This window comes from Lachnotalea sp. AF33-28 (assembly GCF_003477885.1).
GTDB lineage: Bacteria > Bacillota > Clostridia > Lachnospirales > Lachnospiraceae > AF33-28.
In genome coordinates, this window is sequence record NZ_QUEE01000007.1 from 250,732 (window position 1) to 277,699 (window position 26,968).

The window sequence follows — 26,968 nt, forward strand, 5'->3', positions numbered from 1 at the left end:
TGCTATAATATGGGGGGATAACTTCGGTAAAAATACTCACATGGAGAGAATCAAATGAAAAAAAACTTAGTTTTAATCTTTATACTCGTACTCGCTCTTTCACTGGCAGGCTGCGGCGAAACCGCAGGTATTAATGAATTGTCCGATTCTCTGTCCGCAAAAGACAGCGGCGCAGCGAAAGGGCCGGACGGACTGGAAGAAGGCACGGGAACTGAGCCGGCAGTACAGACAGCAGAAATGCCAGAGTCAGAGCCTGTGACAAAACCGGAAACAGAGCCGGAAACCGCATGGGAATGGCAGTATGATCTGCCTGAAAACCACGGTTTGGACAGCAACGCGCCCGGAAGGCTCCATGAAGCGCTAGATCCTACACAGGTGCTCGCTTCCGTCATTGTTAAGGACGGATATATTGTTGATGAGTATTATAAGGAAGGCTGCGATGAAAACAGTGTCTTTCTGCTCCATTCCTGTTCGAAAAGCGTCACGAGCGCTCTGATTGGGATTGCTATTGACCGGGGGTATATTGAGAGTGTGGATGTTCCCATTTCAGAGTATTTTCCGCAGATAGCAAAGTCCGGCAGTGAATACCTGAAACAGGTCACTATATGGCATCTGCTCACTCATACATCGGGCATCAGCAGCGCTGACACGGATGTGTGGGAGGATTGGAGGAGTTCGGAAAACTGGGTGGATTACGTGCTTGAGCGTCCGGTCACATCAGAACCGGGCACTGTTTTCAGTTATACCACCGGAGGCACTCATTTGCTGTCAGCGATTTTACAGAAAGCGACGGGAAAAACCGCCTATGATTTCGGCAGGGAATATCTGTTTGACCCAGTCGGAATGGACAGCGTACAGTGTGATACGGATGCACAGGGCATCTCGGACGGCGGCAACGGCTTTTATATGGATGTCTATGACATGGCCAGATTCGGACAGCTGTATTTAAACGGCGGCGTATGGGAGGGCCGGCAGATTATACTGCAGGAATGGGTTCAGGATTCCACAAGCCTGCAGTTTAAAAGATCAACGGGAACGGCTGACTATGGTTATCAGTGGTGGGTTCGGAAATTTGGAGAACAGGGATATGATGCTTATTTTGCACAGGGGCATTTTGGACAGTATATCTTTGTGGTGCCAGATTTGGAATTGGTGATTGTATTTACGAGCAGCCATACGGGCAGCAGCAGTATGTACTGGCAGTTTGTTACAGATATCACAGATGCCTGCGAGGCTCGATGAGCGGCGGCATCAGGAGAAATATTCAGGTATTACTATTCGCGGCTGCCGATAAAGCAGCGCATGTCGGGACAGTGTATGGTCCTTATAGGGATCCCTTGAAGCCCGCCGGTTCTTTCGCTGCGTAGTTTGCAGCGTTAGAACCGCTGCGCGCTTCACGGAGCGAGAGCGTGTCCCAATGAGGACCATACACTGTCCCGACATGTGCGGTAGGTTTACGGCAACTGTGAATAGTAATATTCAGGCAAATCCCTAAGTGATTTATGGGATTTGCCTATTTACATTTTGGCCCAATTGTGGCATATTTATATCGGAAAAAATAATATATATCAAGATAACGGATATAAATGAAATTTGAGACGGCAGCACACTGCCGGCAGAGGAGGCGGGTATTATGGGTATTGCATTGAATCTGGATCGTGAGAAGGAGCTGGCGCAGATCGCTAAGGCGCTGTCCTCGGAAACCAGGATCGATATCCTGCGTCAGCTCTCCGCCGCAGAGCGCAATGTGAATGAGATTGCGGAACTTTTGTCGCTGCCGCAGTCCTCTGCGGTCACCCATATTAAGATTCTGGAGGAGGCTGGACTGATCCGCTGCGTGCTGCAGCCGGGAATCCGGGGCTCCATGAAGGTCTGCAGCATAGCTGTAGAGGATATCGGCATATGTCTTAAAAGCGGGGATCAGGAAATCGGCAGGGTGAAGATTATGGAGATGCCTGTGGGGCATTTCGTGGATTATCACGCGGAACCGACCTGCGGCATTGCCGGGGAGAAAGGGCCGGTGGGCGAGGAGGATGAACCGCGCTGCTTCTTTCACCCTGACAGGATCGGCGCGCAGCTGATCTGGCTTGGGAGAGGATATCTGGAGTACCGTTTTCCCAATGATTTTCTTGAGGATCTTCATGTGAAGCGCCTGGAGATATCCGCTGAAATGTGTTCGGAGGATCATGAGTACAATCCGGACTATCCGTCGGATATCACCCTGTGGGTCAATGGCCGTGAGGCCGGGACCTGGACCTGCCCCGGAGATTTCGGCGGGCGCAGAGGCCGTCTGAATCCGGAATGGTGGCCGGATAAAAACACCCAGTTCGGAATATTGAAAACCTGGAAACTGACGGCGGACGGAACCTATATCGATGAAGAAAAGGTGAGCGGAGTATGCCTGTCCGATTACGATCTCACGGAGAATCCTTATATCTCGGTAAGAATCGGCATAAAAGAGGGCGCAGAACATGCAGGAGGGCTGAATCTGTTTGGAAAACAGTTCGGGGATTACGGTCAGGATCTGGTGATGAAATTCATTTTATAAGCTGTAGGTTTAATCGGCAACAATAAATTTATATAAAGAAGAGGAGAAAACATTATGACAATCCTGGTATTAGGCGGAGCCGGATACATCGGTTCCCACACGGTGTACGAACTGATTGACAGAGGCGAAGACGTAGTGATCATCGATAACCTGGAGACAGGGCATGCGGAAGCGGTGCATCCCCTGGCGCGCTTTTATCAGGGCGATATCCGGGACCGCGCATTTGTGGACAGCGTGTTTGATAAGGAAAAGATTGAAGCGGTCATCCACTTTGCGGCTAACTCTCTCGTGGGAGAGAGCATGGTAAACCCGTTAAAATATTATGACAACAATCTCTGCGGAACCAAGGTGCTGCTGGAGAGCATGGTGAGCCATGGCATAGATAAGATCGTATTCTCCTCCACAGCCGCCACCTACGGAGAGCCGGAACGGGTGCCGATCGTTGAAACGGATAAGACGGAGCCCACCAATACCTATGGCGAGACCAAACTTTCCATGGAGAAGATGTTTAAATGGACCGGGTTTGCTCATGGGCTGCGCTATGTATCCCTGCGCTATTTTAATGCCTGCGGCGCCCATGTAAGCGGTGAGATCGGTGAGGCCCACAATCCGGAGACTCATCTGATCCCCTTAATCCTGCAGGTTCCCAACGGAAAACGGGAGTATATAAGCATCTTTGGCGATGATTACGATACGGAGGACGGCACTTGTGTGCGCGACTATATACATGTGACCGACCTGGCACAGGCGCATATCCTGGCGGTAAAGTATCTGGCCGATGGCAATGAGAGCAATATATTCAATCTCGGAAACGGGGTTGGATTTACGGTAAATGAAGTGATCGAAACAGCCAGAAAGGTGACCGGCCATCCGATTCCGGCAAAAGTATCCCCCAGAAGAGCAGGGGATCCGGCAAAGCTGATCGCCTCCAGCGAAAAGGCTAAGACTGTGCTTGGATGGAAACCGGAGCATGCGGATCTGGAGGAGATTATCGCTTCTGCCTGGAAGTGGCATAAATCCCATCCGGACGGATACGCGGCCAGACAGAGGTAATCGTATCGGTACACACTGGTACAGCGCTGAGTAAGTTCCTGTGAAATAGCGCATGCTCTAGTACTTCGTACCATGAAAATGAGGGAAGTAAATATAGTAAAGGAGATTTTTATGATTCAGAGTTATATAAAGGAATTAGTACAGTACGGCCTCAATACGGGTCTGGTAGAAAAGGAAGATACGGTTTACACGGTCAATGCCCTGCTGGAGTTTTTTGGGCTGGATGAGTATGAGGGAGAACTGCCCGAGGCTAAAGAGGGAGGAATGCCGTTAGAAGAAATTTTAAAGGGTATGCTGGACTATGCCGCGGAAACAGGGATACTGAAGGAAGACAGCGTGGTATACCGGGATCTTACGGATACGAAAATCATGAGCCTTCTGATGCCCAGGCCCAGTGAGGTGATCTGTAAATTCAGAGCGGCTTATGAGCGATCTCCCGAGGAGGCGACGGATTATTATTACAGGCTCTGCCAGGATTCGGATTACATACGGCGCTACCGCATTGCCAAAGATATGAAATGGGTCACCGCCACAGAGTACGGGAATCTGGATATCACGGTCAACCTTTCCAAGCCGGAAAAGGACCCCAAGGCTATCGCCGCCGCCAAGCTGGCCAAACAGAGCGGTTATCCCAAATGCCTGCTTTGCCGGGAGAACGAGGGCTATGCCGGCAGGGTGAACCATCCGGCCAGACAGAACCACAGGATCATCCCTGTGCGCATCAACGGGCAGGAATGGGGCTTTCAGTACTCTCCCTATGTGTATTACAATGAGCACTGTATCGTATTTAACGGACAGCATGTGCCGATGAAGGTGGACAGGGCGGCCTTCGGCAAGCTCTTTGACTTTGTGAAACTGTTCCCCCACTATTTCGTGGGCTCCAACGCGGACCTGCCCATCGTAGGCGGTTCCATCCTGTCCCACGATCATTTCCAGGGCGGCCACTATACCTTCGCCATGGCCAAAGCGCCGATTGAGGAGCACGTTGTATTTACCGGATATGAAGACGTGGAGGCGGGCATTGTGAAATGGCCGATGTCCGTGATCCGCCTTCGCAGCTGCGACGAACAGCGGCTGATCGGTCTGGGTGACCGGATCTTAACGGCCTGGAGGGCGTACAGCGATGAGGATGCGTTTGTTCTGGCATTTACGGACGGCGAGCCCCATAACACCATCACCCCCATCGCCAGAAAGGTGGGAGATACCTTTGAGCTGGATCTGGTGCTGCGGAACAATATCACGACAGATGAGCACCCGCTGGGGGTATACCATCCCCATGCCGAGCTGCACCATATCAAGAAAGAAAACATCGGCCTGATTGAGGTCATGGGTCTGGCTGTACTTCCTGCGCGGCTGAAGCAGGAGATGGAGGCGTTAAAAGAGGCCATCCTGACCGGCCGCGATCTGCGCGGGGATGAGCGGATCGAAAAGCATGCGGACTGGGCGGAGGAATTCCTGCAGAAATACGGCAGGGTGGACGCATCCAACATCGACGGAATCCTGCGGGATGAGATCGGCCTGGTATTTGCAAAGGTCCTGGAGCATGCCGGGGTATATAAGAGAACGCCGGAGGGCAAAGCAGCATTTCTTAGGTTCATCCATTCGGTCAACGGTTAAACAGTAAAATTCACGGATAAACAGAAAAATCCCCGCCGCGCACGGTTGCGCGGCGGGGATTTTGCATTTGCTGTCTGTGGAAGGAATGTCCTGCTGCCTATCTTCGCATTTTGAAGCTGTTTTCATAGACATCAAAAAATCTGTCAATCGAATTTATAAGGCCGCTGTAATAATCGTCAGATGGATTACATTCAATTGCCAATAATTGATATCTGCGCCAATTAAACTTAGATAATTTTAAAATCAGACTTTGTTTACGGAGATATTCAAATCCATCTTTATAATCGGTATATATTTGTTTTAACGCAGCATTTTTGTCTTTAAAAATGATCTCATTATCTGCGTTTAGGCCTACATTATATGCATCTGAAACTCCGAAATCAAGATGTGAATCAAAGAGACGTTCTTTGACCACAATGTCATTGCTGCCAGTCGTATACATCCTGCTATATTCCAGATAAACAACAGAACAAATGATGGCTAATACCAGGACAATACTAAACAAAACAGTTCTCTTTATTTTCAAACAGATCACCTCTTCGTCACTTCATTAACCTGTTTAACAAAACGTTAAAAACCCAATAAAAAAGCAGTACATATTGTGAGTGCTTACATAGTAAATCATAACATATAGTGTAAATAGATACAATATTGATAAGCAAATATATGTATACCGGACGGTATTACCTGTTATGTTATATTCACAGCTGCCAATAAAGCAGCGCATGTCGGGGCAGAGTATGGTCCTCATTGGGATCCCTTGAAGCCCGCCGGTTCTTTCGCTGCGTAGTTTGCAGCGTTAGAACCGCTGCGCGCTTCACGGAGCGAGAGCGTGTCCCAATGAGGACCATACTCTGCCCCGACATGCGCGGGAACTATCTAGCATGTCTTATAAACATGTTATAACGTCCTGTTCAAAACACCTTGCATATAGGTGAAAATGTTGATAAAATACTCATAAAACAGTTATGACATGTATAAAGTATATAAAAGGTATTGACATACATGTTATAACATGCTATTATAACGTCATAACATGGAGGCAATGCTATGGAAGAAGGATTTAAACTGGATAAGGAGTCCAAAGTGCCCATTCACCAGCAGCTATACTGCTACATCAAGGAGTGCATTGAGAGTGGCACATACAAGGAGAATGAAACAATTCCTTCTGAAAAAGAAATGCAGGAAATGTTCGAAGTCAGCCGTATTACGGTGCGCAGGGCAATTTCCGATCTGGAACACGATGGTTATCTGACGAAGCGCAGAGGCATGGGTACGGTGGTTACCCCCCGAAAGAAGGCGAGGGATATGGCTGTATTTAACAGCTTCAGCGGCGATGCCAAGGTGAAGGGCGATAAGCCCGGCTCCATCATACTGCAGTGCAAGACGGTGGAGGCAAATGTGAAAGTGGCTTCCATGCTTCAGGTGGAAAACGGGGAGAAGGTATATTTTTTAAAAAGGCTGCGTCTGTTAAACGGGCGTATCATAGCGCTTCATGATACGTATATCAGCGGCAGGCTGGGATTTCCTATATTGGGGGAGGATTTCGATTCCACCACATCCCTGTATGAATATCTGGAGGAGCACGGAATCGTGCTGGGCAGCGCGGATGAGACTGTAGAAGCGAAGATGCCCACGCCAGAAATCCGCAGAGAACTGTTTATGGAGGAGAACCAGCCGCTGGTATATAAGGAAAGAGTGACCTACGATCATCAGGGAAGAGCCGTGGAGTTTTCCGAGAATTCCTATATATCGGATTCCTACAGATATTATATTCACATCAATAATGTAAGAGGAGGTAAGGAAGGCCATGAAAATGTATGATTTCCATTCCCACCTGGGTAAGACACGGTCCGGCGATGCCAACAGCGCGGAGCAGATGGTGAAGGAGCTGGGTGAGTTTGGAATCACAAAGGTGGGCATCTGTTCCCTGTCGGGAAACGGGATGCGGCCGCAGAATGATCTTGTTTATGCAGCCATGCGCCAGTTCCCGGGCATCGTCGAGGGGTATGCGGATATCGACCCCAAGGCGCCCGACGCATTTGACGAGATACACCGGACTCTGGGGGATATGAGGATGAACGGTGTGAAGTTTATGGCATGGAAGCACGGATATGCGGTGGAGAACTGCCCGTCCCTGGGCCCGGTGATCGATGAGATCGGCAAATACGGGGTACATATACAGATCCATGGAGGCGCCAGCCCGCTGTGCACGCCCTTTGTATGGATCGAGCATGCCAAGAGGCGTCCGGATATGAGATTCGTGTTCACCCATGTGTGCGGCAGGGAGTTCGGTTACAGCTGCATTGAGGCGATCAGAGACCTGGATAATTTCTGGGTGGAGACTTCCGCCAACATGGAGGTGGATATCCTGAAAAAGGCCGTGGATGTGCTGGGATCAAAGAGGATACTTTTCGGCACCGACTGGCCTTACAAGCCGACCAACATCGAGATTGAGAAGCTTTACCATCTGGGAATGAGCGAGGAGGAGCTGGAAGACGTGTTTTATAAAAACGCGGAGAAGCTCTGGAATAAGAAGTGAGATAAAAGAGAGGAGGGGGAAAATGTATGCTGATCACACATATGCGCATTGATGACAGGCTGATCCATGGCCAGATTGTAACCGCCTGGATATCCGATTCCAAGGCGGAGAAAATCCTGGTGGCCGACGATATGGCTGCTAAGGATATGACACAGCAGATGCTGCTGAAGCTGGCGGTGCCGGCCAATATCAGGCTGGAGATCAGATCCGTTGCCGATGCCGCAAAACTGATTGCGGAGGATGTCACGGAAACCAAAGTGCTCCTGATTGTCAGGAATCCGAAGACCGCTTTGGAGCTGTTCGATCTGGGATTTCATATCGGCAGCGTGAATGTGGGCAACATCAGCAATTCGCGTTCCACGGTGGGCAGGAAGCGCCTGCTGCCGTTCATCTATGTGGAGCCAGCTGATGTAGAAAACCTTAGGGCCATTGCCGGCAAGGGCATCAAATTGGATGTGCGGGCGGTGCCAAATGACAAGTCCGTCGACGGACTGGATCTGATTGCGAAATGCTGAGGCAGAAGCGTGCGCCGATGCGCGCAGGTCATCAGCCTTCGGCTGGTGACAAAGCCGATGAAAGAGGCATGAGATCAAAAAGGGCGGTGTGACGGCCGCCGAAAAAAGCTGCACAGGATGCCGGGGGGCATCCGTGGGAAGGAGAAGGTATGAGTTTATTAGTAAAAGCGATACTTGTAGCACTTTTTACATGGCTTACGTTCTTTGACAAGTACTGTACTCAGTTTTTCACCTACCGTCCGATTGTGGTGGGCCCGATCGTGGGACTGATCATGGGGGATGTGAGGATGGGTCTGGAAGTGGGCTGTATCATCGAGCTGATGTTTTTGGGGCAGGTGTTCGTGGGAACGGCGCTGCCGCCTGAGGAGACCTTCAGCACAATTATAGCGACGGCATTTGCATGCATATCCGGAAGCACAGAGGTGGCTTTAGCGACGGCGCTGCCGTTAGCCATCATCGGACAGATCGGCATGTATTTCCGCAATATGGTGCTCTGTGTATGGACACAGCACAGGCTGGAAGCGGCGGTGGAGAAGGGCAGCCGCAGAGGCATCACCATGAACTGTATTGTATGGCCGAACATTTTCAATCTGATTCTGTTTGCAGTACCTGTCTTTCTGGCTGTTTTCTTCGGGGCGGGCCCCGTACAGGCGATCATCAACGTGATCCCGCAGGTGGTGATCGACGGCCTTGCGATCGGCGGCGGAATGATCGGTGCGGTCGGATTGGCACTGCTTTTAAAGTGCATCAACGTAAAGAATATATGGTTCTATTTCCTGATCGGTTTCTTCTTCTCCAGTTTCCTGAACATCAACCCGATCGGAATTACCATCATTGCGGTAGTTTGTGTTGCGGTAGCTTATTACACGGATCGCGATAAGGGGGTAGCGTAATGGCAGAGAACGAAGCAAAAAAAGAAGCGTTAAAGAAAGATCTCACCAAATTGTCCAGGAAAGATCTGTGGAAGCTGTATATCTATTCCCAGGGCTTTGTGAGCGGCTTTAACTATGAGAAGCAGGAAGCTCCCGGATTCACCTTTTCGATGATACCAGTTATTGAGAAGGTATACAAAAATGAAGAAGATAAAAAGGATGCCTACAGAAGGCATACGGAGCTGTTTTTAACAGAGGCGAGACTCTCCCATTTCGTAATCGGCGTTACGGCGGCGATGGAAGAGCGGAATGCCAACGAGCACGATATCGATCCTGTCAGCATCAACGCTATCAAAGCGGCTTTAATGGGACCTCTGGCCGGCATCGGAGATTCCCTGTATCACGGCACGCTGCGTCCGATCATTGCCGGCCTTGCGGTATCCATGGTCATGGCCAGCAATTATACCAGCGTCCTCGGCCCGATTATTTTCCTGTTGGTGATGGCCGGCGTAGGCCAGCTGCTGCGTTATTTCGGCATCTTTAAAGGCTATGAAAAAGGCGTGGAATTCGTGGGCGCCATGCAGAGCTCCGGCCTGATCGGCAAGCTCACCAGACTGGCCGGCATCGCGGCATTCACGGTAATCGGAGGTTTCGTCTATAAATTCGTGACGATCAACATACCCTGGTCCTATACTGCCGGAGAAACCGTCGTCAGCCTGCAGTCCACGCTGGACGGCATCATGCCCGGCATGCTTCCTCTGCTGTATACCCTGCTGATGCTGTGGCTGATGAATAAAAAGAAAGCCAATCCGGTGATCCTTATGCTGGTGACGATGGTGATCGGCATCCTGGGGCACCTGGCAGGTATCCTGTAAAAGACATTAGGTAATGCATCCCTCTGTGCCTGCGTCCGCCGGTCCTTCCGGCCAGCCCGGGGGCGCAGGGGGAAACTTAATTTATGACTGTCACGGAGTCAGGAGTGTAAAAACATGATGATTGATTATCATTCCCATCTGAAATGGGACAGGGAAACAAACAGTTACGATACGGAAGCGTGTCTGAAGGATATGGAAGACAACCACATTGAGAAGCGGATGGTATCCGCCCTGTACGGCTATTCGGTCCGGGAACAGAATGATGCGGTGGCGGACATGGTCAGGGCGCATCCGGATAAGATCATAGGTTGCGCCGTCATAAATCCCAAAGAGCGTGACTGCGTGCGTGAGATGGAGCGCGCGGCATCTTCCGGATGCTTTAAGGCAATCGAACTGGATTCCATGGAGCACTGCTATTATCCGGAAACCATGCCGGTGCTGGACGAGATCATCGATATAGCGGTCAGCCACCGGATGCCGGTAAATGTATTTACAGGATGGGGATGCCGGACCATGCCGGCCCAATGGGCTTACTACGCTAAGCGCCATCCCGATATGCTGATGGTTCTGCTGCATATGGGAACCACAGATTTCGGATACGGATGCGTGGACCTGGTAAGGCAGTATGAAAATCTGATGGTGGAAACTTCCTGTATGTATGAGCTGCCCATCTTAAGAAAGGCATTTGGAAACCTGCCGAAGGAGAAGTTCCTGTTCGGTTCCCATTATCCGGATAAGATCACCAAATGTTCCGTCGATACCTTTGTGCTTTTGCATCTGCCGCAGGAGACCCTGGACTGCCTGTATTACAGAAATGCCATGCGGGTGCTGGAGCTTTAAGACGGTGCGGCTGCAAAAGTTTTAACAGATAAGGGGTAAATAACGTGGAAAGAGACAAAATAAAGGCTCTGCTGCCTTTGCGGGAACAGCAGCTATTTGAGGACATTGTGACCAGCCGCGTGCTGGGTGCGAACTGCCACATCCGGCTGATCGGGGAAATGATCGCCGGCATTGCGGATGCGCCCGAAAACGGAAGAGAGGAAATCCTTGATAAAACAAGACAGATCGCCGATTTTTTTATGCAGACCAGAGGCAGGCAGAGCCGTGCCATCTACAATGCGGTCTGTTATTACATCAAAGGATTGGACGCGCTTTCCGACAAAGGGGAGCAGGAGGTGCGGGAGAGCCTGACGGCCAGAATCCGGTCCTATAAAGAGAAGTCCGAGAGGGACATGAAAACACTGATTTCTTACGCGAAGAACCTGACGGAAAACATGGATACAATCATGATTTTTGATTATTCCAGCACGGTGAATGATTTCGTCGCAGCCCTGGACAGGAAAATAACTGTCTATATACCGGAGAGCCGTGCCCTGGACGGGGGGAGACCGTTTGTGAAATCAGCGGTCCGTGCAGGACACGATGTACACTTCATACCGGATACGACCATGTTTTCCGCTCTGAAGAGCTGTCAGGCGGCATTTATGGGCGCGGAAACCGTATATCCTGACGGAACCGTATTCAATACCGTCGGATCCGATATTCTGGCTGTGCTCTGCGAAAAGCTGCGGATACCGCTCTATGTGCTGACGCCGCTGATCAAGACGGATGTCCGTCCGGTCACCGGCTATATCAGACTGTCTCCGATGCCGTTTGATTACGGACCCAGGCTTGCGTCGCACTGGGAGGAAAAGGAACGGGAAGGCGTGGACTTTCGAGGCTTTAAGCTGCTGGAGGTGGCGCCGGAGTATATCCGGGCGCTGATCACGGAAGAGGGGATTCTGCCGCCCTATGCGCTGTTTCATGTGGCGATGGAATATGCGAAATCGCTGGAAGGTCTGTAAAAATCTGACACAGAAAAGAGGAAGCACACAGATGGAAATGAGAGGGAGAAAATTCCCGGTAGCCCTGGCGATGATACAGCCTCTGCCGTGTCCCGGCAGCTACCGGTACAGAGGGGAATCCATCGATGAAATCATCGGGGCCTCCTTAAAAGAAGTAAAAATGCTATATGAGTACGGTTTTGACGGCTATATCATCCAGAACCGCAACGACGCGCCGGTCAGGCAGACTGCGCCGCCAGAGACAATCGCCTATATGACTGCACTGGCCAGGGAATGCAGGAGGGAGTATCCCGATATGATCCAGGGAATCCTGCTTAACTGGGACGGTGTGGCTTCTCTGGCAGTTGCGGATGCGGCCGGAGCGGACTTTATCCGCGTGGAGCACACCTATACGGGCGTGGAGGTGGGCTATGCCGGCCTGATGGAGGCGCAGTGCGTGGATATCTGTGAGTTTCGCAGGCGCATCGGCTCTGATATTCCGGTCTATGCCGATGTCCAGGAAGTGCATTATGAACAGGTCGGGGGCAAGAAAATCGTGGATGCCGCCTTTGATACCGTCTACAATGCCTTTGCGGACGGCCTGTTTCTGGGCGGGCGCAGCACGGCCGAAAGCATAGAAATCGTGGAGAACGTGCGCAGGCGTCTTGGTGCGGACATACCGATCTTTTTAAGCTCCGGCGCCACCGGAGACAATATCGGTGAGATACTGAAGCATTATGACGGCGTCAGCGTGGGCACCTGGGTGAAAAACGGCAATATGAAAAACCCGATAGATCCCGGGAGGGCGAAGCAGTTTATGGAAGGAGTGCGCAGGGCCGCAGCGGATAAGCCGGCCAAATCAGAATGAAAAGCAAACACAAGCCGCATTACGCCTGGGTGATTTTAATGTGCTGCTGCGTGATGATGGGATCCACCTACGGCATTGAGGGAGGCGTTACCGGCAGCTTTTTTCAGCCGGTTTCCCAGGCATTCAGGGTGCCGGTTTCCCTGGTCTCCGGTTATGTTACGGTCAAGGGCATCACTACCGTTCTGATGCTGCCCCTGGCCGGGAAATTGCTGCACACAAAAAGCAGCAGGGCGGTTCTGTCGCTGGCCTCCTTGGGCTACGGAGCCTGCCTGCTGCTTATGGCGGCATCTCCCAATCTCGCGGTCTTTTATATCGGGGCCGTGGCCCTGGGGATGTGCGGCGCCTTTCTCACGGGCATTACGGCGCCGATCCTGATCAGCAACTGGTTTCATAAAGATTCCGGCCTGGCGCTGGGGATTGCCATGGCAAGCTCCGGCCTGTGCGGTTCCGTCTTCGGACCGCTGATCACGAAGATCATACACATCGGCGGTTTTAGAAGCGGATATCTGACCATGGCATTGATCGTGCTGTTTCTCCTGCTGCCCATGATGCTGTTTCTGGTGCGGTTTAAGCCGGAAAAGGGGCAGCATCCCTACGGCGGGGAGCGATTTTTCATGAAGGTGGAGCACGGAGAGGAGATCCTGAACTGTTCCCTGAAACGATGCCTTTTCTCCCTGTCCTTTTTATCCGTGATGGTCTTTGGAATCTGCCTCGCTTTTTCAAACGGCATACTCTTTAATATGACCATGCTGGTAAATTCCGGAGGATTCACCGTACAAAACGGCGCGCTGGCCACCTCTCTGGCCTTGATCGGTGCCACCTTCTGGAAGATCGTCTACGGCTGGCTGGACAAATATATGAGAGTCTGCACCGTGGTGCTGCTGGCAGTTTTAACCGGTGCTGCCGGACTGCTCCTCGTACTGCTTGGAGCAGGCCTTATGACGGTATATGCCGGCGCCTTTCTGTATGGCTCCATCGTTTCTTTGATGACGCTGGAACCGCCGCTGCTGGTAAAAGAGATTTTCGGCCCGGACAAATCGGAATACCTGTTCATCTATGTGTCCATGGCCGTACAGCTGTCCTATGCGGCTGCCCCCATGTTTTATGCTGCCCTCTACGATGTGTGCGGCAGCTATCGGGTATCCATCCTGCTGTGCACAGCCATAGCGATGACGGCTGTAATTGCCGGATTTCTGGCAGTCCGCCTGCGCAGGCACCTTCTTGGGTCAGCGCAGGGCTGAAATTCATATTTAAATGAAGGGATCTGGCTGTAATGGCAGTGAGCCATATAGAAGTAACAGGAAAATAACGATTTACGCCAAGTGAACGGGAAAACAAAAACACCATGTGACGCGTCAGCGTTGCACGGTGTTTTTGTTTTCCCTCGCCATATTTTCAGCATCCGCAGGACGCGCAGCCGCACCCAACGGGGAGTTTCCAGGGGTTTGGGGGCTACCCCACCAACAAGCATTTCAGCGAGTTTTCCCAAAGGGAAAAATCCGTTGAAATAGCAAACATGTACATGTTTACATTGGCGTAAGTAAAACCTGATTGTTCAGTTCACAGGAGATAAAGATATTGACATCATAGAAATCAATATCCTGTATTTTAACGCCCAGAAGTGTCAAAATGTATATTCACGTTTAAACTCGGTAGTTTTATTCTCAATCATTATCAGTCACCTTCTTACTAATAATCTTACTGATAATGGTTATAAGCGATAATCAGTAAGAAATCAATAGGAACGTTTGCTGTATTTTCAGGATTGAGAAAAGGAACGCACTGCGGCGGAATGGAATGATGTCGCTGAAGCGACCCGCCGCAGGCGGAGAATCCCGCGAGCGGAATTCTTATTCTTGGAAGATTTCATTCGCTATATCGGTTATATATAATATTTATAACTGATATGATGAATAAATATTGAATATTCCCCTAAACAGTTATATAATGAGTTTAGTGAATGATAGGAGGCGGACGATGTTTTTCTCATTTTCTTACGACCCGTATATAGCGGTCATTGGGGATATTAAAAATTCCAGAAACATTAAGAACAGAGGCGAGGTACAAAAAAAACTGAACGGAGTGCTGGAGGAGGTAAACGAAAGATATGCGGAGGATCTGTCATCTAAATTTGTGATTACGCTGGGTGACGAGTTCCAGGGCCTGCTGTGCCGCGGTGCCAATACGATGCATATCATATTTGAGATAGAATGCCGCATGTATCCGGTAAAAATAAGGTTTGGCATCGGGGTGGGAACAATTACGACAGATGTCATTAAGGAGATGTCCATCGGCGCGGACGGACCGGGGTATTACAGGGCCAGAAACGCCGTCGATTTTTTGAAGGCGGATGAGAAGAAGAACCGGACAGACCCTGCGGATATCCGGCTGGAGCTGGACGAAGAGAACCGGGCATCGCAGATCATGATCAATACCGTATTATCGCTGATGACGGTGATCAAGGAGTCCTGGAGCGACAGGCAGCGGGAGATCATATGGGATATGATGGAGCATCAGGACAGCCAGGCAAACGCAGCTAAGAGGCTGAATATCAGGCAGCCGGCCGTTCAGAAAAGCCTGTCTAAGGGGAACTATTATGCATATAAGGGTGCGTTTGAAACGCTTAGCAAAGCGCTGGAGGAGATAGAGAGACGGGATGTTTAAACAATTTTTGATGATACTGCTGCTGGGACATATCCTGGGCGACTTTTATATTCAGACCAATAAGATGGCCGAAAGAAAAGAAAATCGCATAAAGTGGGTGCTGCTTCACTGCATTAGCTATTGGTGCGCTATGCTTTTGATTATACTGCCGGTACTGTCCTGGCAGATGGCGGCCGCTGTTACGGCTGCCGCATCCATGCATCTGCTGATCGACTGCATCAAGTACAGATATACCCAGCTGCTTAAGAGGAAAAGGAAGATGACGCGGACGGCGGAGCGGAACATATTTTTTATAGACCAGCTGCTGCACTTCTTCTGCCTGGCAGCGATTGCATACTGCATAGTGAGCAAAGGGGTGCGGGTGGAAGAGACCGGTATAGCGGCAAGAATATTCCGCACAGTCGGGATTTCAGGACAGGCGCTTCTTTCCTGGATCCTTTCCCTGCTGCTTATACATAAGCCTGCCAATATAGCGATTGCGAAGCTGCTGATGATTTACCGCCCCGAGAACAGGGAGGAGAGTCTGAAAAAAGACAGCAATGCCGGACGCTTTATCGGCACTCTTGAAAGGATTATCATGCTGATCTTCCTTTCCATCGGGCAGTACTCAGCAATTGGGCTGGTGCTGACGGCTAAATCGATCGCAAGGTATGATCGGATCTCGAAGGATAAAGATTTCGCGGAATACTATCTGCTGGGGACGCTGCTTAGCACGGCTATTGCGATTGTGGCGGCGTTTGGGGTCAAAACGGCCTGGTAGGTTACAGTTCAGAGGTACCGATAAAGCAGCGCAAGACAGGGCCGGGTATATTCCACATAGGGATCCCTTGAAGCCCGCCGGTACTTATGCTGTGTATTTTACAGCATTAGTACCGTTGCGCGCTTCACGGAGCGAGAGCGTGTCCAGATGAGGAATATACCCGGCCCTGTCTTGCGCGGAAACTTTACGGTATCTGTAAACAAGTACCCCTGGTAAGATTTGTATCAGCATTTTGTCGTAAAAATGGTGGAATACGCGGTTTCCCTATAGTAAACTGATAAGGAAGGACGGATTCGGTTAACCGGAAAATCCTTTGCTTAACCGAACCGGAAATTGATTAAGGGGGGAAACCGGGGTGAGTGGTGAGAAGAAAAGCCTGTCCGGGAAATCTTTAAGGATGAAGATGGCGATGGGAAGCGCTGTCATCATCCTGTTTCTGCTGTTATTGCTGCTGACGAATAATTACTATGCTATGAACGTGGTGCGCAATCAGGTCGCCATTTCTACCCAAAACATGGTTTCACTGACTATGGCGCAGATGGATGAGAGCCTGGATGATGTGGAGAAATATCTGCTGACAATGATGGTGGGCGACGATGATTTCCATATCATAGAGACGGCGAAAAAAGCGGATGAGGTCACTTTTTCAGAGGTGGAGCTGCAGGAGGCGCTGGGCAATACGCTGCTGGTGAATAAGACGATAGAAGCATTTTTTGTTTTCTCACCGTCTAACGGCCATTTGATTGATACCTATAAAAGGGACAGCACCTACGCGCAGCGGGAGTGTATACGGAAGTTTTTAAGGGAGAAGCTGGGGGCGGATGAGTCCTTTTACCGGGCCCATAAGGATGCGTGGTTTGTGGAGCAGCTGGAGGAAGAATACTATCTGTTTCGGGTATTCTGGTCCGGCAGAGCATATCTGGGGGCATGGGTGAATGTCGGCACACTGCAAAAGCCCATATCCCACATCCATACAGGCGAAGCCGGCGCGGTCCTGATGGCGGCGGGAAATGGCATGCCGATTACGGAGACCGGTTTTGTAAAAGAGAACAGGCTGGATCTTTCGGGTGACCTTCAGACGGGATACCAGACAGGCGATTCCGGCCGCTATTATGTGGTGGGCTGCAGTTCCGAAAAAGGGGATTTCTCCCTGGCAGCCGCCATTCGTGACGAACAGATTCTGGAAAACCTTCCGTTTTGGATTAAACTGGATCTGCTGATCGCGCTGGGAATCCTGCTTGCGGTTCCCGGCTTCCTTGTCATACAGAAACGCACGATCATGAATCCGCTGAATACGATCATAGGCGCAATGCGCAGATTCGGTGAGGGCGATGTGACTATACGCATCGATGAGCGCCGGATGTCAGAGGAATTCTGCGTATTGAGCGGCGAATTCAACCGTATGGCGGATCAGATAAAGAAGCTGAAGATCGACGTATATGAAGAGCAGCTGAATAAGCAGCGGGCGGAGCTTAAGCACCTGCAGCTGCAGATCAATCCGCATTTCTTTCTCAATTCTCTGAATATCATTTATTCCTTTACCTTTACCGGGCAGTATGATCTGATTCAGAAGATGTCATTGTATTTGATGCGGTATTTCCGCTATATGTTTAAAAGCGGTGCAAATGCCACTGTTTTGAAGGAAGAGCTGGAGCATGTAGAAAATTATCTCAATATTCAACAGATCCGGTATCCGGACACCCTTCAGTCTGTGATTTTTGTGCCGGAATTTCTGCAGGATATACCGGTTCCACCGCTGCTCTTGCATACGTTCGTTGAAAATGCGGTGAAATATGAGGTGACCGCGGAGCAGAGCCTTACGATCAGCATCACGGGCAGTCTGGACGAAAGCGGCCGGGAACCGATGCTGCATCTGTCCGTATGGGATAACGGAAGGGGCTTTACCCCCAGGGTGCTGGAAGCATTGACGAAGAAGGAACGCATCGTGGATCGGGAAGGCGTGGAGCATATCGGTATCAGAAACCTTGTGCGCAGGCTGGACCTGCTCTATAGGGGAGAGGCATCGGTGCATTTTTCCAACTGTGAAGGAGGAGGTGCCTGCATTGAGCTGTTCCTTCCGGTGGAGTTTCTGTGGGATGGCGGTGATAATGAGGAGGAAACGGGGGATAACAGGGCCTATGAATATTATGATTGTGGACGATGAACAGCCGGCGATCGAGGGACTATTGCATCTGATTGACTGGCAGTCTTATGGATTTGAGCACATATATACGGCACGGAGCATGACCGAGGCCATGGGCGTGCTGAAAGAGGATGCCGTAGAGATCATGATCTGCGACATTGAAATGCCGGGAGGAAGCGGCATCGATCTGTTAAAATGGGTGAGAGAACATTGCTGCGAGATGGAAGTGGTATTGCTGACGGCTTATGAGAATTTCAGCTATGCAAAAGATGCGGTCTCCTATGGCTGCCTTGAGTATCTGTTGAAGCCGCCGGTTCCGGAGGAGCTTAAGGCGGTTTTAAACCGTGCGGTTGAAAAAATTGCCCAGCAGGAAGAGGCCCTTCGTTACCGGCAGTACGGTCAGGATATACAGCTGTGGGAGCTGACGGAGGACAGAGAGAATGTAACTCTGCCGGATTTTCCTCTTTGGACAAAGCTTCTGCTGGAAAAACAGCAAAAGGCGCTGTGCCAGGAGGTCGACGCTTATGAGCGGATTCTGCGTGCTAGAGAAGGGCTTAAGACAGGATTTTTGCTCCATCTGCATGAAGATTTTCTGCAGATGCTCTATAGCGCTTTAACGGAAAAAGGGATACAGGCCCATCAGCTGCTGGACAATGGGGATACCGCCAGGCTGTCGGTGCGTTCGGTGGCGGGCATCACGGATATGTTTCTCTGGATCCGGCATGTGCTGAAGCTGGCCGCTTCCTATATCGAAGAGGTGGAGAAAACGGATACGGTGATGGGAAAGATTCGGCGCTATGTGTCACAGCATCTGGCGGATGAGGATTTATCACGGGGAGATATTGCCGGTTATGTATATCTGAATCCCGATTATCTGACCAGGATCGTAAAAAAGGAAACGGGTCTGCCTATATCCGAATACATACAGCGGGAACGCATGGAAGCCGCTATGAAGCTGATCGATAAGACAGAGCTTTCGATCAGCAGTGTGGCAGCCGAAGTTGGATATCAGCATTTCTCACATTTTTCCAAGGTGTTTCGAAAGCATACTGGGATGTCGCCGATGGAATACCGCAGCCGCCAAAAATGAGTCTTATTCGTGTCATTGTCAGGTCGTATTGCAGTTAGCGCGCAGGATGAAAATACGCTAGGATGGATCTATGCGGAGGTGATCCGCGTAAAGATATTCTGAACCATATATTTGGAAGTGCCGCAAACACGTCCTGGACGGGGGATCAGGTCAGAGGACTGGCGGACGGCACAGAAACGGAGGGTGTTATGAAGCGTATTGGGAGATGGATGGGAGTTGTGCTTGCCGGAGCGCTGTTTCTTTCTGCATGTGCGGGAAAACAGCAGCCGTCATCACAGGCGGAGGAGAAGACCGGAGAAAACAGGGAAAGCCTTCAGACGGAAACAGAACTGCAGGAGCCGGAAATCAAACTGACTGTGGCATTTTTAAGCTGGACTGCGGATCCGCCGGATCTTGGCATGGTGGAGGACGCGTTGAATGAAATTTTAAAGGAGAGGATTCATGCGACGGTGGATCTCATGCCGATCAACGGCGGAGATTATCAGCAGCGGATGAATTTGATGCTGCAGAACGGGGATGAGCTGGATCTGTTAGTGACAGGCACAGGTCTGAACTATTATATGCAGGCCATGACAGGGCAGCTTAAGCCTCTGGATGATCTGATCGATGGGTACGGAAGCGGCATAAAGGATGCGCTGGGAGAATATCTCAATGCGGCTATGATACCGGGCGGATCTGTATGCGCGGTTCCGGTGCTGCAGTCCTATGCCAGCGCCACCACATTTGTGATGCGTCAGGATCTGCTGGATGAAACTGGAATTTCCGCGGATGAGATCCAGACTCTGGATGATCTGGAAAAGGTCTTTGCAGGCGTAAAAGAAAAGCATCCGGATATGGCGCCGGTTGTGCCTGAAAGCCCGGGAGGCGGGATTTTTGGCCTGGGGCTGGATGTTTTATATGACCCCTTAGGCAACAGCCTCGGCGTGCTTCCGGGTTATGGCCAGACCGCCACGGTGGCGGACCTGTTTGAGACTCCGGAGTATGAAGCGTGGGTGTACCGCCTTCGGGACTGGTATTTAAACGGATATATACTGGCGGATGCCGCCACAAACAACGAGACGGCGGCAGATCTGCTCGCCGCGGGCAGAGGATTCGGCCATTTCACCGGCGTAGCGGTGGGGGCAGCGGATACTGCGGCAGCCACATATGGGATGCCTATGGCGGCAGTGACCTTTGGCGAGCCTTTTGTCAGCGCAGGCAATGTGACCACAATCGCGTGGGGGATAGCCGCACAGTCCAAGCATCCGGAGAAAGCTATGGAATTCCTGAATCTTCTCTATACGGATGCCGGGATCGTGAATCTGATTGATTACGGTATCGAAGGCGTTCATTATGTGAAACTCTCCGACAACGTGATCGGCTATCCAGAGGGTATGGATCCTGCGGCTCATCCTTATAATTTTAATCTGTCCTGGGAGTTCGGCAATGTTTTTCTCTCCTATGTGCCGGCCGGCACGGACCCGGAGATCTGGAATAAGTCAAAGGAAATGAATGAAAAGGCTTTAAAATCTCTGGCAATGGGTTTTGTACCGGATGTGACGCCTATCTCCAATGAGATTGCGTCGGTTACCAATGTGGCGGGACAGTATATGACCATATTAGGAACCGGTGCGGTGGATCCGGATGAATACCTGCCTCAGTTCATACAGAAATTAAAGGATGCCGGGATGGATGTAATCGTTGCGGAGAAACAGGCGCAGCTTGACAGATGGCTGAAAGAGAATCAATAATGCGGACTGGAGATGGATGGAATGCGGCATAAAAAGAGATATGTGCCATTGCTGCTCATGATGGCGCCGGGACTATTGTATCTTCTGATCAATAATTATCTGCCGATGTTCGGGCTTGTCATCGCATTTAAAAAGATCAACTACTCGGAAGGGATATTGGCGGGTATTTGGAAAGGTCCCTGGGTAGGATTTGATAATTTCAGATATCTGTTCCGGACAAAGGACGCGCTGCTGATTACCAGAAACACTATATGCTATAACCTGGTATTCATCGCTGTGAATACCGTCTGTGCCATAGGGCTGGCGGTGCTTTTAAAAGATGTAAAGAACAGGTTCATATCCCGATTCTGCCAGAGCGCCGTATTGTTTCCCAATTTTATCTCCATGGTCATCGTGAGTTATCTGGTGCTGGCATTTTTAAACACAGAATCAGGATTTTTAAATAAGACCATTTTGCCGCTGTTAGGAAAGCCGGGGGTGCAGTGGTACAGCACCCCCGGATACTGGCCGTTTATCCTTGTGCTTGTAAACCTGTGGAAAAATGCCGGCATGCAGTGCATGATCTATCTGGCTGCGGTGCTGGGCATCGATCCCCAGTTCTATGAGGCGGCCTCCCTGGATGGAGCGGGCAGATTTAAACAGCTCTGCCATATCACGCTGCCGGCGATCAAACCGGTGATCGTGATGATGCTGGTGCTCTCGGTGGGCAAGATATTTTATTCGGATTTCGGGCTGTTCTACCAGGTGCCGCTGGATTCCGGCATACTGTATGATGTGACCGGCACCATCGATACCTATGTGTTCCGTTCCCTGATCCGTCTGAATGATGTGGGGATGTCTGCGGCAGCCGGTTTTTACCAGTCCTTTGCCGGGCTGGTTTTGGTGCTGGGATCGAATCTGCTGATCAGAAGGCTGGATAAAGAGAGCGCGCTGTTTTAAGTGAGGAGGACCGCTGTGAAAACGAGAAAATTACTGAATGAACTCCTGCCGGATCTTCTGCTGATGCTCATCAGCGCGGCCTGCCTGCTGCCTTTCCTGATCCTGCTTTCGTCTTCCTTAAGCAGCAACGCGTCCGTTATCCGCAAGGGATATTCTCTGCTGCCGGTGGACATAGATCTGGAAGCATACCGGTACCTTTTCGGATATGCCTCCGGTATCCTGCATGCGCTGACAGTCTCCCTGTTTGTAACCGCGGCGGGAACGGCGGTCAGTCTGGCGGTGACGGCTATGGCCGCTTATCCGCTGTCCAGGAAAGGGCTCCCCTTCCGACGGTTTTTTACGGTTTATATACTGATTACCATGTTGTTTAACGGAGGAATGGTGCCGACCTACCTGATTTACACACAGCTCTTTCATATCAGGAACAGCATTCTGGCTCTGATCGTGCCCAATCTGCTGTTTAACGGGTTCCAGATGATGATCATGCGGACATTTTTCGCCGCTTCCATACCCGAAGAGCTGACGGAAGCGGCAAGGATGGACGGAGCGGGAGAAATTCGGATTTTTTTGTCTGTGGTGCTGGGCCTGGCCAAACCGGTATTTGTAACGGTGGGGCTGATGCAGGCTGTGGCCTACTGGAACGACTGGTTTAATTCCCTGCTGTATATTGACCGGACAGAGCTTATGAGCCTTCAGGCTGTGCTCAACCAGATGATCAGCAATGTGAAATTCCTGTCATCTCTGTCGGGGAGCGGGATGGGACAGGCGGCCATGCAGGCCCAGGCATCGCTGCCAGGGACCACCATCCGTATGGCCATCGCATCCGTCGGAGTCCTGCCGTTTATGCTGGTATATCCTTTCTGCCAGAAATATCTGGTTAAGGGGATTACGATCGGAGCGGTGAAAGGGTGAAAAAGTGTAAACTCACCGCGCATGACAGGGCAGCTGTAAACCGTAATAATGAAATCTGTGGAGGAGATACAAATGTCTGTGGAAGTGATAAAGGAAAACATAAATGCGCTCTGCCGGCTGCTTAAGGACGATCTGCCGCCGGTCAGGAATGCCGCAGGTTCCTGTATGGATCAGTTGGTTTCGATGAGGGACGGCAAGAGACTGATGACCAGAGTTCTGCTGCCGGAAGGAAAGGGGCCCTGGCCGGTGATTCTAGTCAGAAATCCTTATAATAAAGTGAATGACGACAATGCAATGGGACATCCGCTGTTTGCATTTGTAAACTACGGTTATGCCCTTGTGTATCAGCAGATCAGAGGTCTGTACGATTCGGAGGGTGACTGGTACGCCTTTGAAAATGAGAGGGAGGATGGGCTGGATACCGTCGAATGGATAAAGGAGCAGCCTTGGTGCGCCGGGAAGATCGGAACCTATGGAAGTTCCTATCTGGCACATGTGCAGTGGTGCATGGCGGACGCGCTGCCAGCAGAGGTAAAAGCCATGTATCTGTCTGATTTCGGAGGCGAGCCTTATGAGCTCTTCTATGAAAACGGCATGTTTAAACTGGGCATATGGAATCTCTGGGCTGCTCAGATGATGAGCCCTGAAGGCAAAGAGGAAGTGGGGCAGCCGGATGTGGACGCTTTTTTTGAGAGCCTGAAGGTAAAGCCTCCCATTGACATGGACATCCGGATAAAAGGAAAATACTGCGAGTATTACCGCAACTGGGTGACCAGCCCGTCACCGGACAGCCTGTACTGGAAACGCGGCTTTTGGGGGCGTTACGGGGAAATTGTGAACAGTGTCAGGACACCGGTATTATTTCAGGCCGGCTGGTTTGACATTTTCCTGGAATCTGAACTTCGGACATTTTTTCATCTGCCCGACAGCATACGAAAAAAAAGCCGCCTCATCATCGGTCCCTGGCACCACGGCAATCAATGCGGCGGCGACCTGTCCTATAAAAAGGAAGGCGCAATGGGGACACTTCAGATGAAGGCGGCTCTGGAATGGTTCGATCATTATCTGATGGATATGCCCTACCCGAGAAAGCTGGGCGCTGTCGAGGCATATAAGATCGGAGCGGATGAGTGGTGTCTGTGGGATAAAGAGCAGACGAAGGAGCAGGAATTATTTCTGGATATAAATCCGGCGGGCGCGACTGAAAACAGCACTGGCGCGCTGCAGCTTTATCCTCCCCGGAATGCGGAAATGTTCGGGTACCTCTATGACCCGGATCATCCCGTGTCCTTTAAAGGCGGAAATTGGCTTCTCAATTTTGAAGACCCGGGCAAATCCCCCGCCTGCAGCTGCAGACAGGAAATGCCGTGCCGGCGGCAGGATGTGCTGACATTTCTGTCGGAACCGCTGAAACAGGCCATATGTATCAAAGGAAGACCTTCTTTTTCATTTTACGTCTGCACGGATGTCCCCAATACGGCTTTTACAGTGAGACTGTCCGAACAGACTGCGGATAATACGGCGTATAACATAAGAGACGGAGCGGCCGATCTGCTGTGCTGCGGCAGCCGTATGGATAACGGAGATTATCATCTGAAGTTTACCGCTTCGGAAGTATATTGGGAACTTAAGGCAGGATCGCGCATTAGGCTGGATATTTCTTCCTCCAATTATCCGGGGTATCATCTGCATCCGAATCTGCCGGGTACCTGGTCGGTACAGGCTGCGGCATGTCCGGCGAATCAGACCGTATATAGCGGCGGGGACCGGGCTTCGAGCATAGTGCTGCCTATCGCATGCCCCTGCGCGGGAACGGATCAGGGGTGAGGAAAGGGGAAGGCGATGAGAGAGGACAGAAGAATCACGGACCTGATTCGGAGCATGTCAACAGAAGAAAAAGCGGGTCAGCTGAATCTAATGCCATATATGGACAATACGGATGAGATCCTGGAACTGATCCGGGAAGGGAAGGCTGGCGGCATACTGATCGCGGCCACGGCCCTGGCAGGCAGTGAAATACAGACTGCACCTGCGGCAGAGATATGGAAACTGAAACAGGCGGCCCTCCATGAAAGCAGGCTGGGAATTCCTCTGCTTGTCGGAAAGGATGTGCTGCATGGTCATCACACGGTTTTTCCGATTCCGTTAGCGATGGCGGCGGGCTGGAATCCGGAGCTTGTTCAGCGGGCGGCAGAGACTGCCGCTTTAGAAGCGGCTGCGGACGGAATTAACTGGATATTTGCGCCCATGCTGGACATAGCCAGAGATCCCCGCTGGGGCAGGATCATCGAAGGCTTTGGAGAAGATCCCTATCTGGCTTCACAATTCGCGGCCGCCTCTGTGAAAGGCTTTCAGCGTCAGGCCGGCGCCGGGAGTCCGGGGATGGCCGCGTGCGCAAAACACTTTATCGGTTATGGGGCTTCGGAAGGGGGGAGGGACTATCACTCCGCCGAGCTGTCCGACAGCACCCTGCATTCAGTTTATCTGCCTCCTTTCAGGGCAGCTGTCATGACTGGGGTTCACACTGTCATGGCTTCCTTTAATGATATCAATGGAGAGCCGGTGACCGCCAGCCGGCGTCTGCTGACCGGAGTGCTGCGGGAACAACTGGGGTTTGAAGGGATTGTGGTGAGCGACTGGGCGGCGGTGGATCAGCTAAGGCAGCAGGGGGCTGCCGCAGACAGGATGCAGGCTGCAAAGGCTGCGTTTTTAAGCGGGGTGGAGTTGGATATGTCCGACGGCTGTTTTCTGGAGTGTCTGCCCACCCTGATCCGACAGGAAAAGGAGGCGGCAGGGCGCAGCGGACTGGAACAGCGCCTGGATCAGGCGGTGTACAGGGTTTTGGAGGTTAAACAGAGGCTCGGTCTTTTTGATGAGCACGAAAGGATTCAGGTGCCGGTTTCACCTCCCTCCGGATTGATTTCAAAGGACGGGAAAAACTGTGCTTTCCGTCTTGCATGCGAGTCCATGGTGCTGTTAAAGAACCTGGATGGGCTGCTCCCACTTAGAAAGAGCGGCGGTAAGATAGCAGTGGTCGGTCCGATGGCGGAGCTAAAAATGCATCATCTAGGCAGCTGGTCTCTCGACGGAAGGGAAGAAGATGTCATATCCATCGCAGAAGGCATTCGCAGAACTGTCAGAGAGACAGAGTTGCTGTGGCCTGCTTCGCCGCTATTGGACGATGCGCTGTCCGCAGCCCGACAGGCGGATGCCGTTGTGATCGTGCTAGGAGAGAGCAGATGGCGCACCGGTGAAGCCCAGAGCACCGCAACTATCTCCCTGTCGCCGGATCAGGAGCTGTGGATGGAATGTATTGCCGCTGTAAATAAGAATGTGATAACCGTAGTCTGTGCCGGAAGGCCTCTGATTTTGAAAAAAGCGGATCAGTATTCAAAAGCCATCTTATATGCATGGCACAGCGGCATTCAGGCCGGTATGGCAGCGGCAGCGATTCTGTTTGGTGAGGTAAATCCCAGCGGGAGATTGCCGGTAACATTTCCACGTAACGCAGGTCAGATCCCCATCTACTACAATCACCGCAGTCCGGCCAGGTCAATTGACGGGTACTATGGAGGATCGGAATATTGCGCATATCAGGATGAATCCGGGGCGCCCATGTATCCGTTCGGATATGGACTTAGTTACTCCGAGTTTATTTATTACGGGCTGGAGATAAAAAAAGAAGGTCCTTATGTCCGTGTGAGCATCTGGGTGGAAAACAGGAGTGAAACGGCCGGGTTTGAAGTTGTTCAGTGTTATGTGAAAGGAACAGGAGGTACGGGGCGGTGCAGTGTAAGTCGCCGGCTGGTGGATTTCCGTAAGGTGTGGATCGAGGGATGGGAGAAGAAACAGGTGGTGTTTGAGTGGGGGGAGGAGACGGTGAAGGAGTGGGAGGTTGAGAGGAAATGCCTGGTGGGGTGCGGAGGGGATTGTTTGACGTTGGAGATGGGGGAGATGGTGGTGGAGAGGTGAATTTGGGATAATGATGGACATTGTTAGTTAACAATATACGGATAT

At 51.1% G+C, this 26,968-nt stretch carries 23 protein-coding genes; 22 read left to right on the top strand and 1 reads right to left on the bottom strand.

Going from position 1 to position 26,968, the window contains the following annotated elements; all coding sequences use genetic code 11:
- The first annotated feature begins 54 nt into the window (after positions 1 to 54).
- From DWZ56_RS11995 to galT, 4 genes are all read left to right on the top strand, one after another.
- Positions 55 to 1,242, top strand: a complete 1,188-nt coding sequence (locus DWZ56_RS11995; protein WP_243095223.1) for a serine hydrolase domain-containing protein — start codon at positions 55 to 57, stop codon at positions 1,240 to 1,242.
- Between the two features lie 391 nt (positions 1,243 to 1,633).
- Positions 1,634 to 2,548: an ArsR/SmtB family transcription factor gene (locus DWZ56_RS12000; protein WP_118556867.1), complete on the top strand. Its 915-nt coding sequence runs from the start codon at positions 1,634 to 1,636 to the stop codon at positions 2,546 to 2,548.
- 54 nt (positions 2,549 to 2,602) lie between these two features.
- Positions 2,603 to 3,601, top strand: a complete 999-nt coding sequence (gene galE, locus DWZ56_RS12005; protein ID WP_118556868.1) for a UDP-glucose 4-epimerase GalE — start codon at positions 2,603 to 2,605, stop codon at positions 3,599 to 3,601.
- A 111-nt stretch (positions 3,602 to 3,712) separates the two neighbouring features.
- Positions 3,713 to 5,218, top strand: a complete 1,506-nt coding sequence (galT, locus tag DWZ56_RS12010) for a UDP-glucose--hexose-1-phosphate uridylyltransferase (RefSeq protein ID WP_118556869.1) — start codon at positions 3,713 to 3,715, stop codon at positions 5,216 to 5,218.
- A gap of 97 nt (positions 5,219 to 5,315) precedes the next feature.
- Here galT and DWZ56_RS12015 read toward each other — a convergent pair whose 3' ends face one another.
- On the bottom strand, positions 5,316 to 5,744 hold the full coding sequence (locus DWZ56_RS12015; RefSeq protein ID WP_118556870.1) for a hypothetical protein: 429 nt from the start codon (positions 5,742 to 5,744) through the stop codon (positions 5,316 to 5,318).
- A gap of 524 nt (positions 5,745 to 6,268) precedes the next feature.
- Here DWZ56_RS12015 and DWZ56_RS12020 point away from each other — a divergent pair.
- The 18 genes from DWZ56_RS12020 to DWZ56_RS12100 all read left to right on the top strand — a co-directional run bounded on the left by DWZ56_RS12020 (position 6,269) and on the right by DWZ56_RS12100 (position 26,923).
- On the top strand, positions 6,269 to 7,042 hold the full coding sequence (locus tag DWZ56_RS12020; RefSeq protein WP_118556871.1) for a GntR family transcriptional regulator: 774 nt from the start codon (positions 6,269 to 6,271) through the stop codon (positions 7,040 to 7,042).
- Positions 7,029 to 7,760 (top strand): amidohydrolase family protein, encoded by a 732-nt coding sequence (locus DWZ56_RS12025; protein WP_118556872.1) that lies wholly within the window; start codon positions 7,029 to 7,031, stop codon positions 7,758 to 7,760. The genes DWZ56_RS12020 and DWZ56_RS12025 overlap by 14 nt, the downstream gene beginning before the upstream one ends.
- 26 nt (positions 7,761 to 7,786) lie before the next feature.
- Positions 7,787 to 8,275, top strand: coding sequence for a PTS system mannose/fructose/N-acetylgalactosamine-transporter subunit IIB (locus DWZ56_RS12030; RefSeq protein WP_118556873.1), 489 nt, complete (start codon positions 7,787 to 7,789; stop codon positions 8,273 to 8,275).
- Positions 8,276 to 8,424: 149 nt separating this feature from the next.
- A complete protein-coding gene (locus DWZ56_RS12035) occupies positions 8,425 to 9,168 on the top strand; it encodes a PTS mannose/fructose/sorbose/N-acetylgalactosamine transporter subunit IIC (RefSeq protein WP_118556874.1) in 744 nt (247 codons plus the stop codon).
- Complete coding sequence (locus DWZ56_RS12040; RefSeq protein WP_118556875.1) at positions 9,168 to 10,022, top strand: PTS system mannose/fructose/sorbose family transporter subunit IID; 855 nt, start codon at positions 9,168 to 9,170, stop codon at positions 10,020 to 10,022. The genes DWZ56_RS12035 and DWZ56_RS12040 overlap by 1 nt, the downstream gene beginning before the upstream one ends.
- 114 nt (positions 10,023 to 10,136) lie before the next feature.
- A complete protein-coding gene (locus DWZ56_RS12045) occupies positions 10,137 to 10,862 on the top strand; it encodes an amidohydrolase family protein (protein ID WP_118556876.1) in 726 nt (241 codons plus the stop codon).
- A gap of 44 nt (positions 10,863 to 10,906) precedes the next feature.
- On the top strand, positions 10,907 to 11,866 hold the full coding sequence (locus tag DWZ56_RS12050) for an initiation factor 2 (protein ID WP_118556877.1): 960 nt from the start codon (positions 10,907 to 10,909) through the stop codon (positions 11,864 to 11,866).
- A gap of 31 nt (positions 11,867 to 11,897) precedes the next feature.
- Positions 11,898 to 12,713 carry a BtpA/SgcQ family protein gene (locus tag DWZ56_RS12055; RefSeq protein WP_118556878.1) on the top strand — a complete coding sequence of 272 codons (816 nt, stop codon included), beginning with the start codon at positions 11,898 to 11,900 and terminating at the stop codon, positions 12,711 to 12,713.
- The gene (locus tag DWZ56_RS12060; RefSeq protein WP_118556879.1) at positions 12,710 to 13,954 is read left to right on the top strand and encodes an MFS transporter; all 1,245 of its coding nucleotides are present in this window, start codon (positions 12,710 to 12,712) and stop codon (positions 13,952 to 13,954) included. The genes DWZ56_RS12055 and DWZ56_RS12060 overlap by 4 nt, the downstream gene beginning before the upstream one ends.
- Positions 13,955 to 14,690: 736 nt before the next feature.
- Complete coding sequence (locus DWZ56_RS12065; RefSeq protein WP_118556880.1) at positions 14,691 to 15,377, top strand: SatD family protein; 687 nt, start codon at positions 14,691 to 14,693, stop codon at positions 15,375 to 15,377.
- Positions 15,370 to 16,137, top strand: a complete 768-nt coding sequence (locus tag DWZ56_RS12070; RefSeq protein WP_118556881.1) for a DUF3307 domain-containing protein — start codon at positions 15,370 to 15,372, stop codon at positions 16,135 to 16,137. The genes DWZ56_RS12065 and DWZ56_RS12070 overlap by 8 nt, the downstream gene beginning before the upstream one ends.
- A gap of 355 nt (positions 16,138 to 16,492) precedes the next feature.
- Positions 16,493 to 18,301, top strand: coding sequence for a sensor histidine kinase (locus DWZ56_RS12075; RefSeq protein WP_118556882.1), 1,809 nt, complete (start codon positions 16,493 to 16,495; stop codon positions 18,299 to 18,301).
- The gene (locus DWZ56_RS12080; protein WP_158584559.1) at positions 18,276 to 19,370 is read left to right on the top strand and encodes a response regulator transcription factor; all 1,095 of its coding nucleotides are present in this window, start codon (positions 18,276 to 18,278) and stop codon (positions 19,368 to 19,370) included. Before DWZ56_RS12075 ends, DWZ56_RS12080 begins: the two co-directional genes overlap by 26 nt.
- Positions 19,371 to 19,432: 62 nt before the next feature.
- On the top strand, positions 19,433 to 21,100 hold the full coding sequence (locus DWZ56_RS22930) for an ABC transporter substrate-binding protein (protein ID WP_199679591.1): 1,668 nt from the start codon (positions 19,433 to 19,435) through the stop codon (positions 21,098 to 21,100).
- A 21-nt stretch (positions 21,101 to 21,121) separates the two neighbouring features.
- Positions 21,122 to 22,039, top strand: coding sequence for an ABC transporter permease (locus DWZ56_RS12085; protein ID WP_176927064.1), 918 nt, complete (start codon positions 21,122 to 21,124; stop codon positions 22,037 to 22,039).
- 15 nt (positions 22,040 to 22,054) lie between these two features.
- Complete coding sequence (locus DWZ56_RS12090) at positions 22,055 to 22,951, top strand: carbohydrate ABC transporter permease (RefSeq protein ID WP_199679593.1); 897 nt, start codon at positions 22,055 to 22,057, stop codon at positions 22,949 to 22,951.
- Positions 22,952 to 23,023: 72 nt separating this feature from the next.
- Positions 23,024 to 24,778: a CocE/NonD family hydrolase gene (locus DWZ56_RS12095; RefSeq protein ID WP_158584560.1), complete on the top strand. Its 1,755-nt coding sequence runs from the start codon at positions 23,024 to 23,026 to the stop codon at positions 24,776 to 24,778.
- Between the two features lie 15 nt (positions 24,779 to 24,793).
- Entirely contained in the window at positions 24,794 to 26,923 is a 2,130-nt protein-coding gene (locus DWZ56_RS12100; RefSeq protein WP_118556885.1) for a glycoside hydrolase family 3 N-terminal domain-containing protein, read from the top strand.
- Positions 26,924 to 26,968 lie beyond the last annotated feature (45 nt).

Coding starts and splice junctions, on each gene's coding strand:
- DWZ56_RS11995 (WP_243095223.1), top strand. CDS start 55: ATGAAAAAAAACTTAGTTTTAATCTTTATACTCGTACTCGCTCTTTCA.
- DWZ56_RS12000 (WP_118556867.1), top strand. CDS start 1,634: ATGGGTATTGCATTGAATCTGGATCGTGAGAAGGAGCTGGCGCAGATC.
- galE (WP_118556868.1), top strand. CDS start 2,603: ATGACAATCCTGGTATTAGGCGGAGCCGGATACATCGGTTCCCACACG.
- galT (WP_118556869.1), top strand. CDS start 3,713: ATGATTCAGAGTTATATAAAGGAATTAGTACAGTACGGCCTCAATACG.
- DWZ56_RS12020 (WP_118556871.1), top strand. CDS start 6,269: ATGGAAGAAGGATTTAAACTGGATAAGGAGTCCAAAGTGCCCATTCAC.
- DWZ56_RS12025 (WP_118556872.1), top strand. CDS start 7,029: ATGAAAATGTATGATTTCCATTCCCACCTGGGTAAGACACGGTCCGGC.
- DWZ56_RS12030 (WP_118556873.1), top strand. CDS start 7,787: ATGCTGATCACACATATGCGCATTGATGACAGGCTGATCCATGGCCAG.
- DWZ56_RS12035 (WP_118556874.1), top strand. CDS start 8,425: ATGAGTTTATTAGTAAAAGCGATACTTGTAGCACTTTTTACATGGCTT.
- DWZ56_RS12040 (WP_118556875.1), top strand. CDS start 9,168: ATGGCAGAGAACGAAGCAAAAAAAGAAGCGTTAAAGAAAGATCTCACC.
- DWZ56_RS12045 (WP_118556876.1), top strand. CDS start 10,137: ATGATGATTGATTATCATTCCCATCTGAAATGGGACAGGGAAACAAAC.
- DWZ56_RS12055 (WP_118556878.1), top strand. CDS start 11,898: ATGGAAATGAGAGGGAGAAAATTCCCGGTAGCCCTGGCGATGATACAG.
- DWZ56_RS12060 (WP_118556879.1), top strand. CDS start 12,710: ATGAAAAGCAAACACAAGCCGCATTACGCCTGGGTGATTTTAATGTGC.
- DWZ56_RS12065 (WP_118556880.1), top strand. CDS start 14,691: ATGTTTTTCTCATTTTCTTACGACCCGTATATAGCGGTCATTGGGGAT.
- DWZ56_RS12070 (WP_118556881.1), top strand. CDS start 15,370: ATGTTTAAACAATTTTTGATGATACTGCTGCTGGGACATATCCTGGGC.
- DWZ56_RS12080 (WP_158584559.1), top strand. CDS start 18,276: ATGAATATTATGATTGTGGACGATGAACAGCCGGCGATCGAGGGACTA.
- DWZ56_RS22930 (WP_199679591.1), top strand. CDS start 19,433: ATGGATCTATGCGGAGGTGATCCGCGTAAAGATATTCTGAACCATATA.
- DWZ56_RS12085 (WP_176927064.1), top strand. CDS start 21,122: ATGCGGCATAAAAAGAGATATGTGCCATTGCTGCTCATGATGGCGCCG.
- DWZ56_RS12095 (WP_158584560.1), top strand. CDS start 23,024: ATGTCTGTGGAAGTGATAAAGGAAAACATAAATGCGCTCTGCCGGCTG.
- DWZ56_RS12100 (WP_118556885.1), top strand. CDS start 24,794: ATGAGAGAGGACAGAAGAATCACGGACCTGATTCGGAGCATGTCAACA.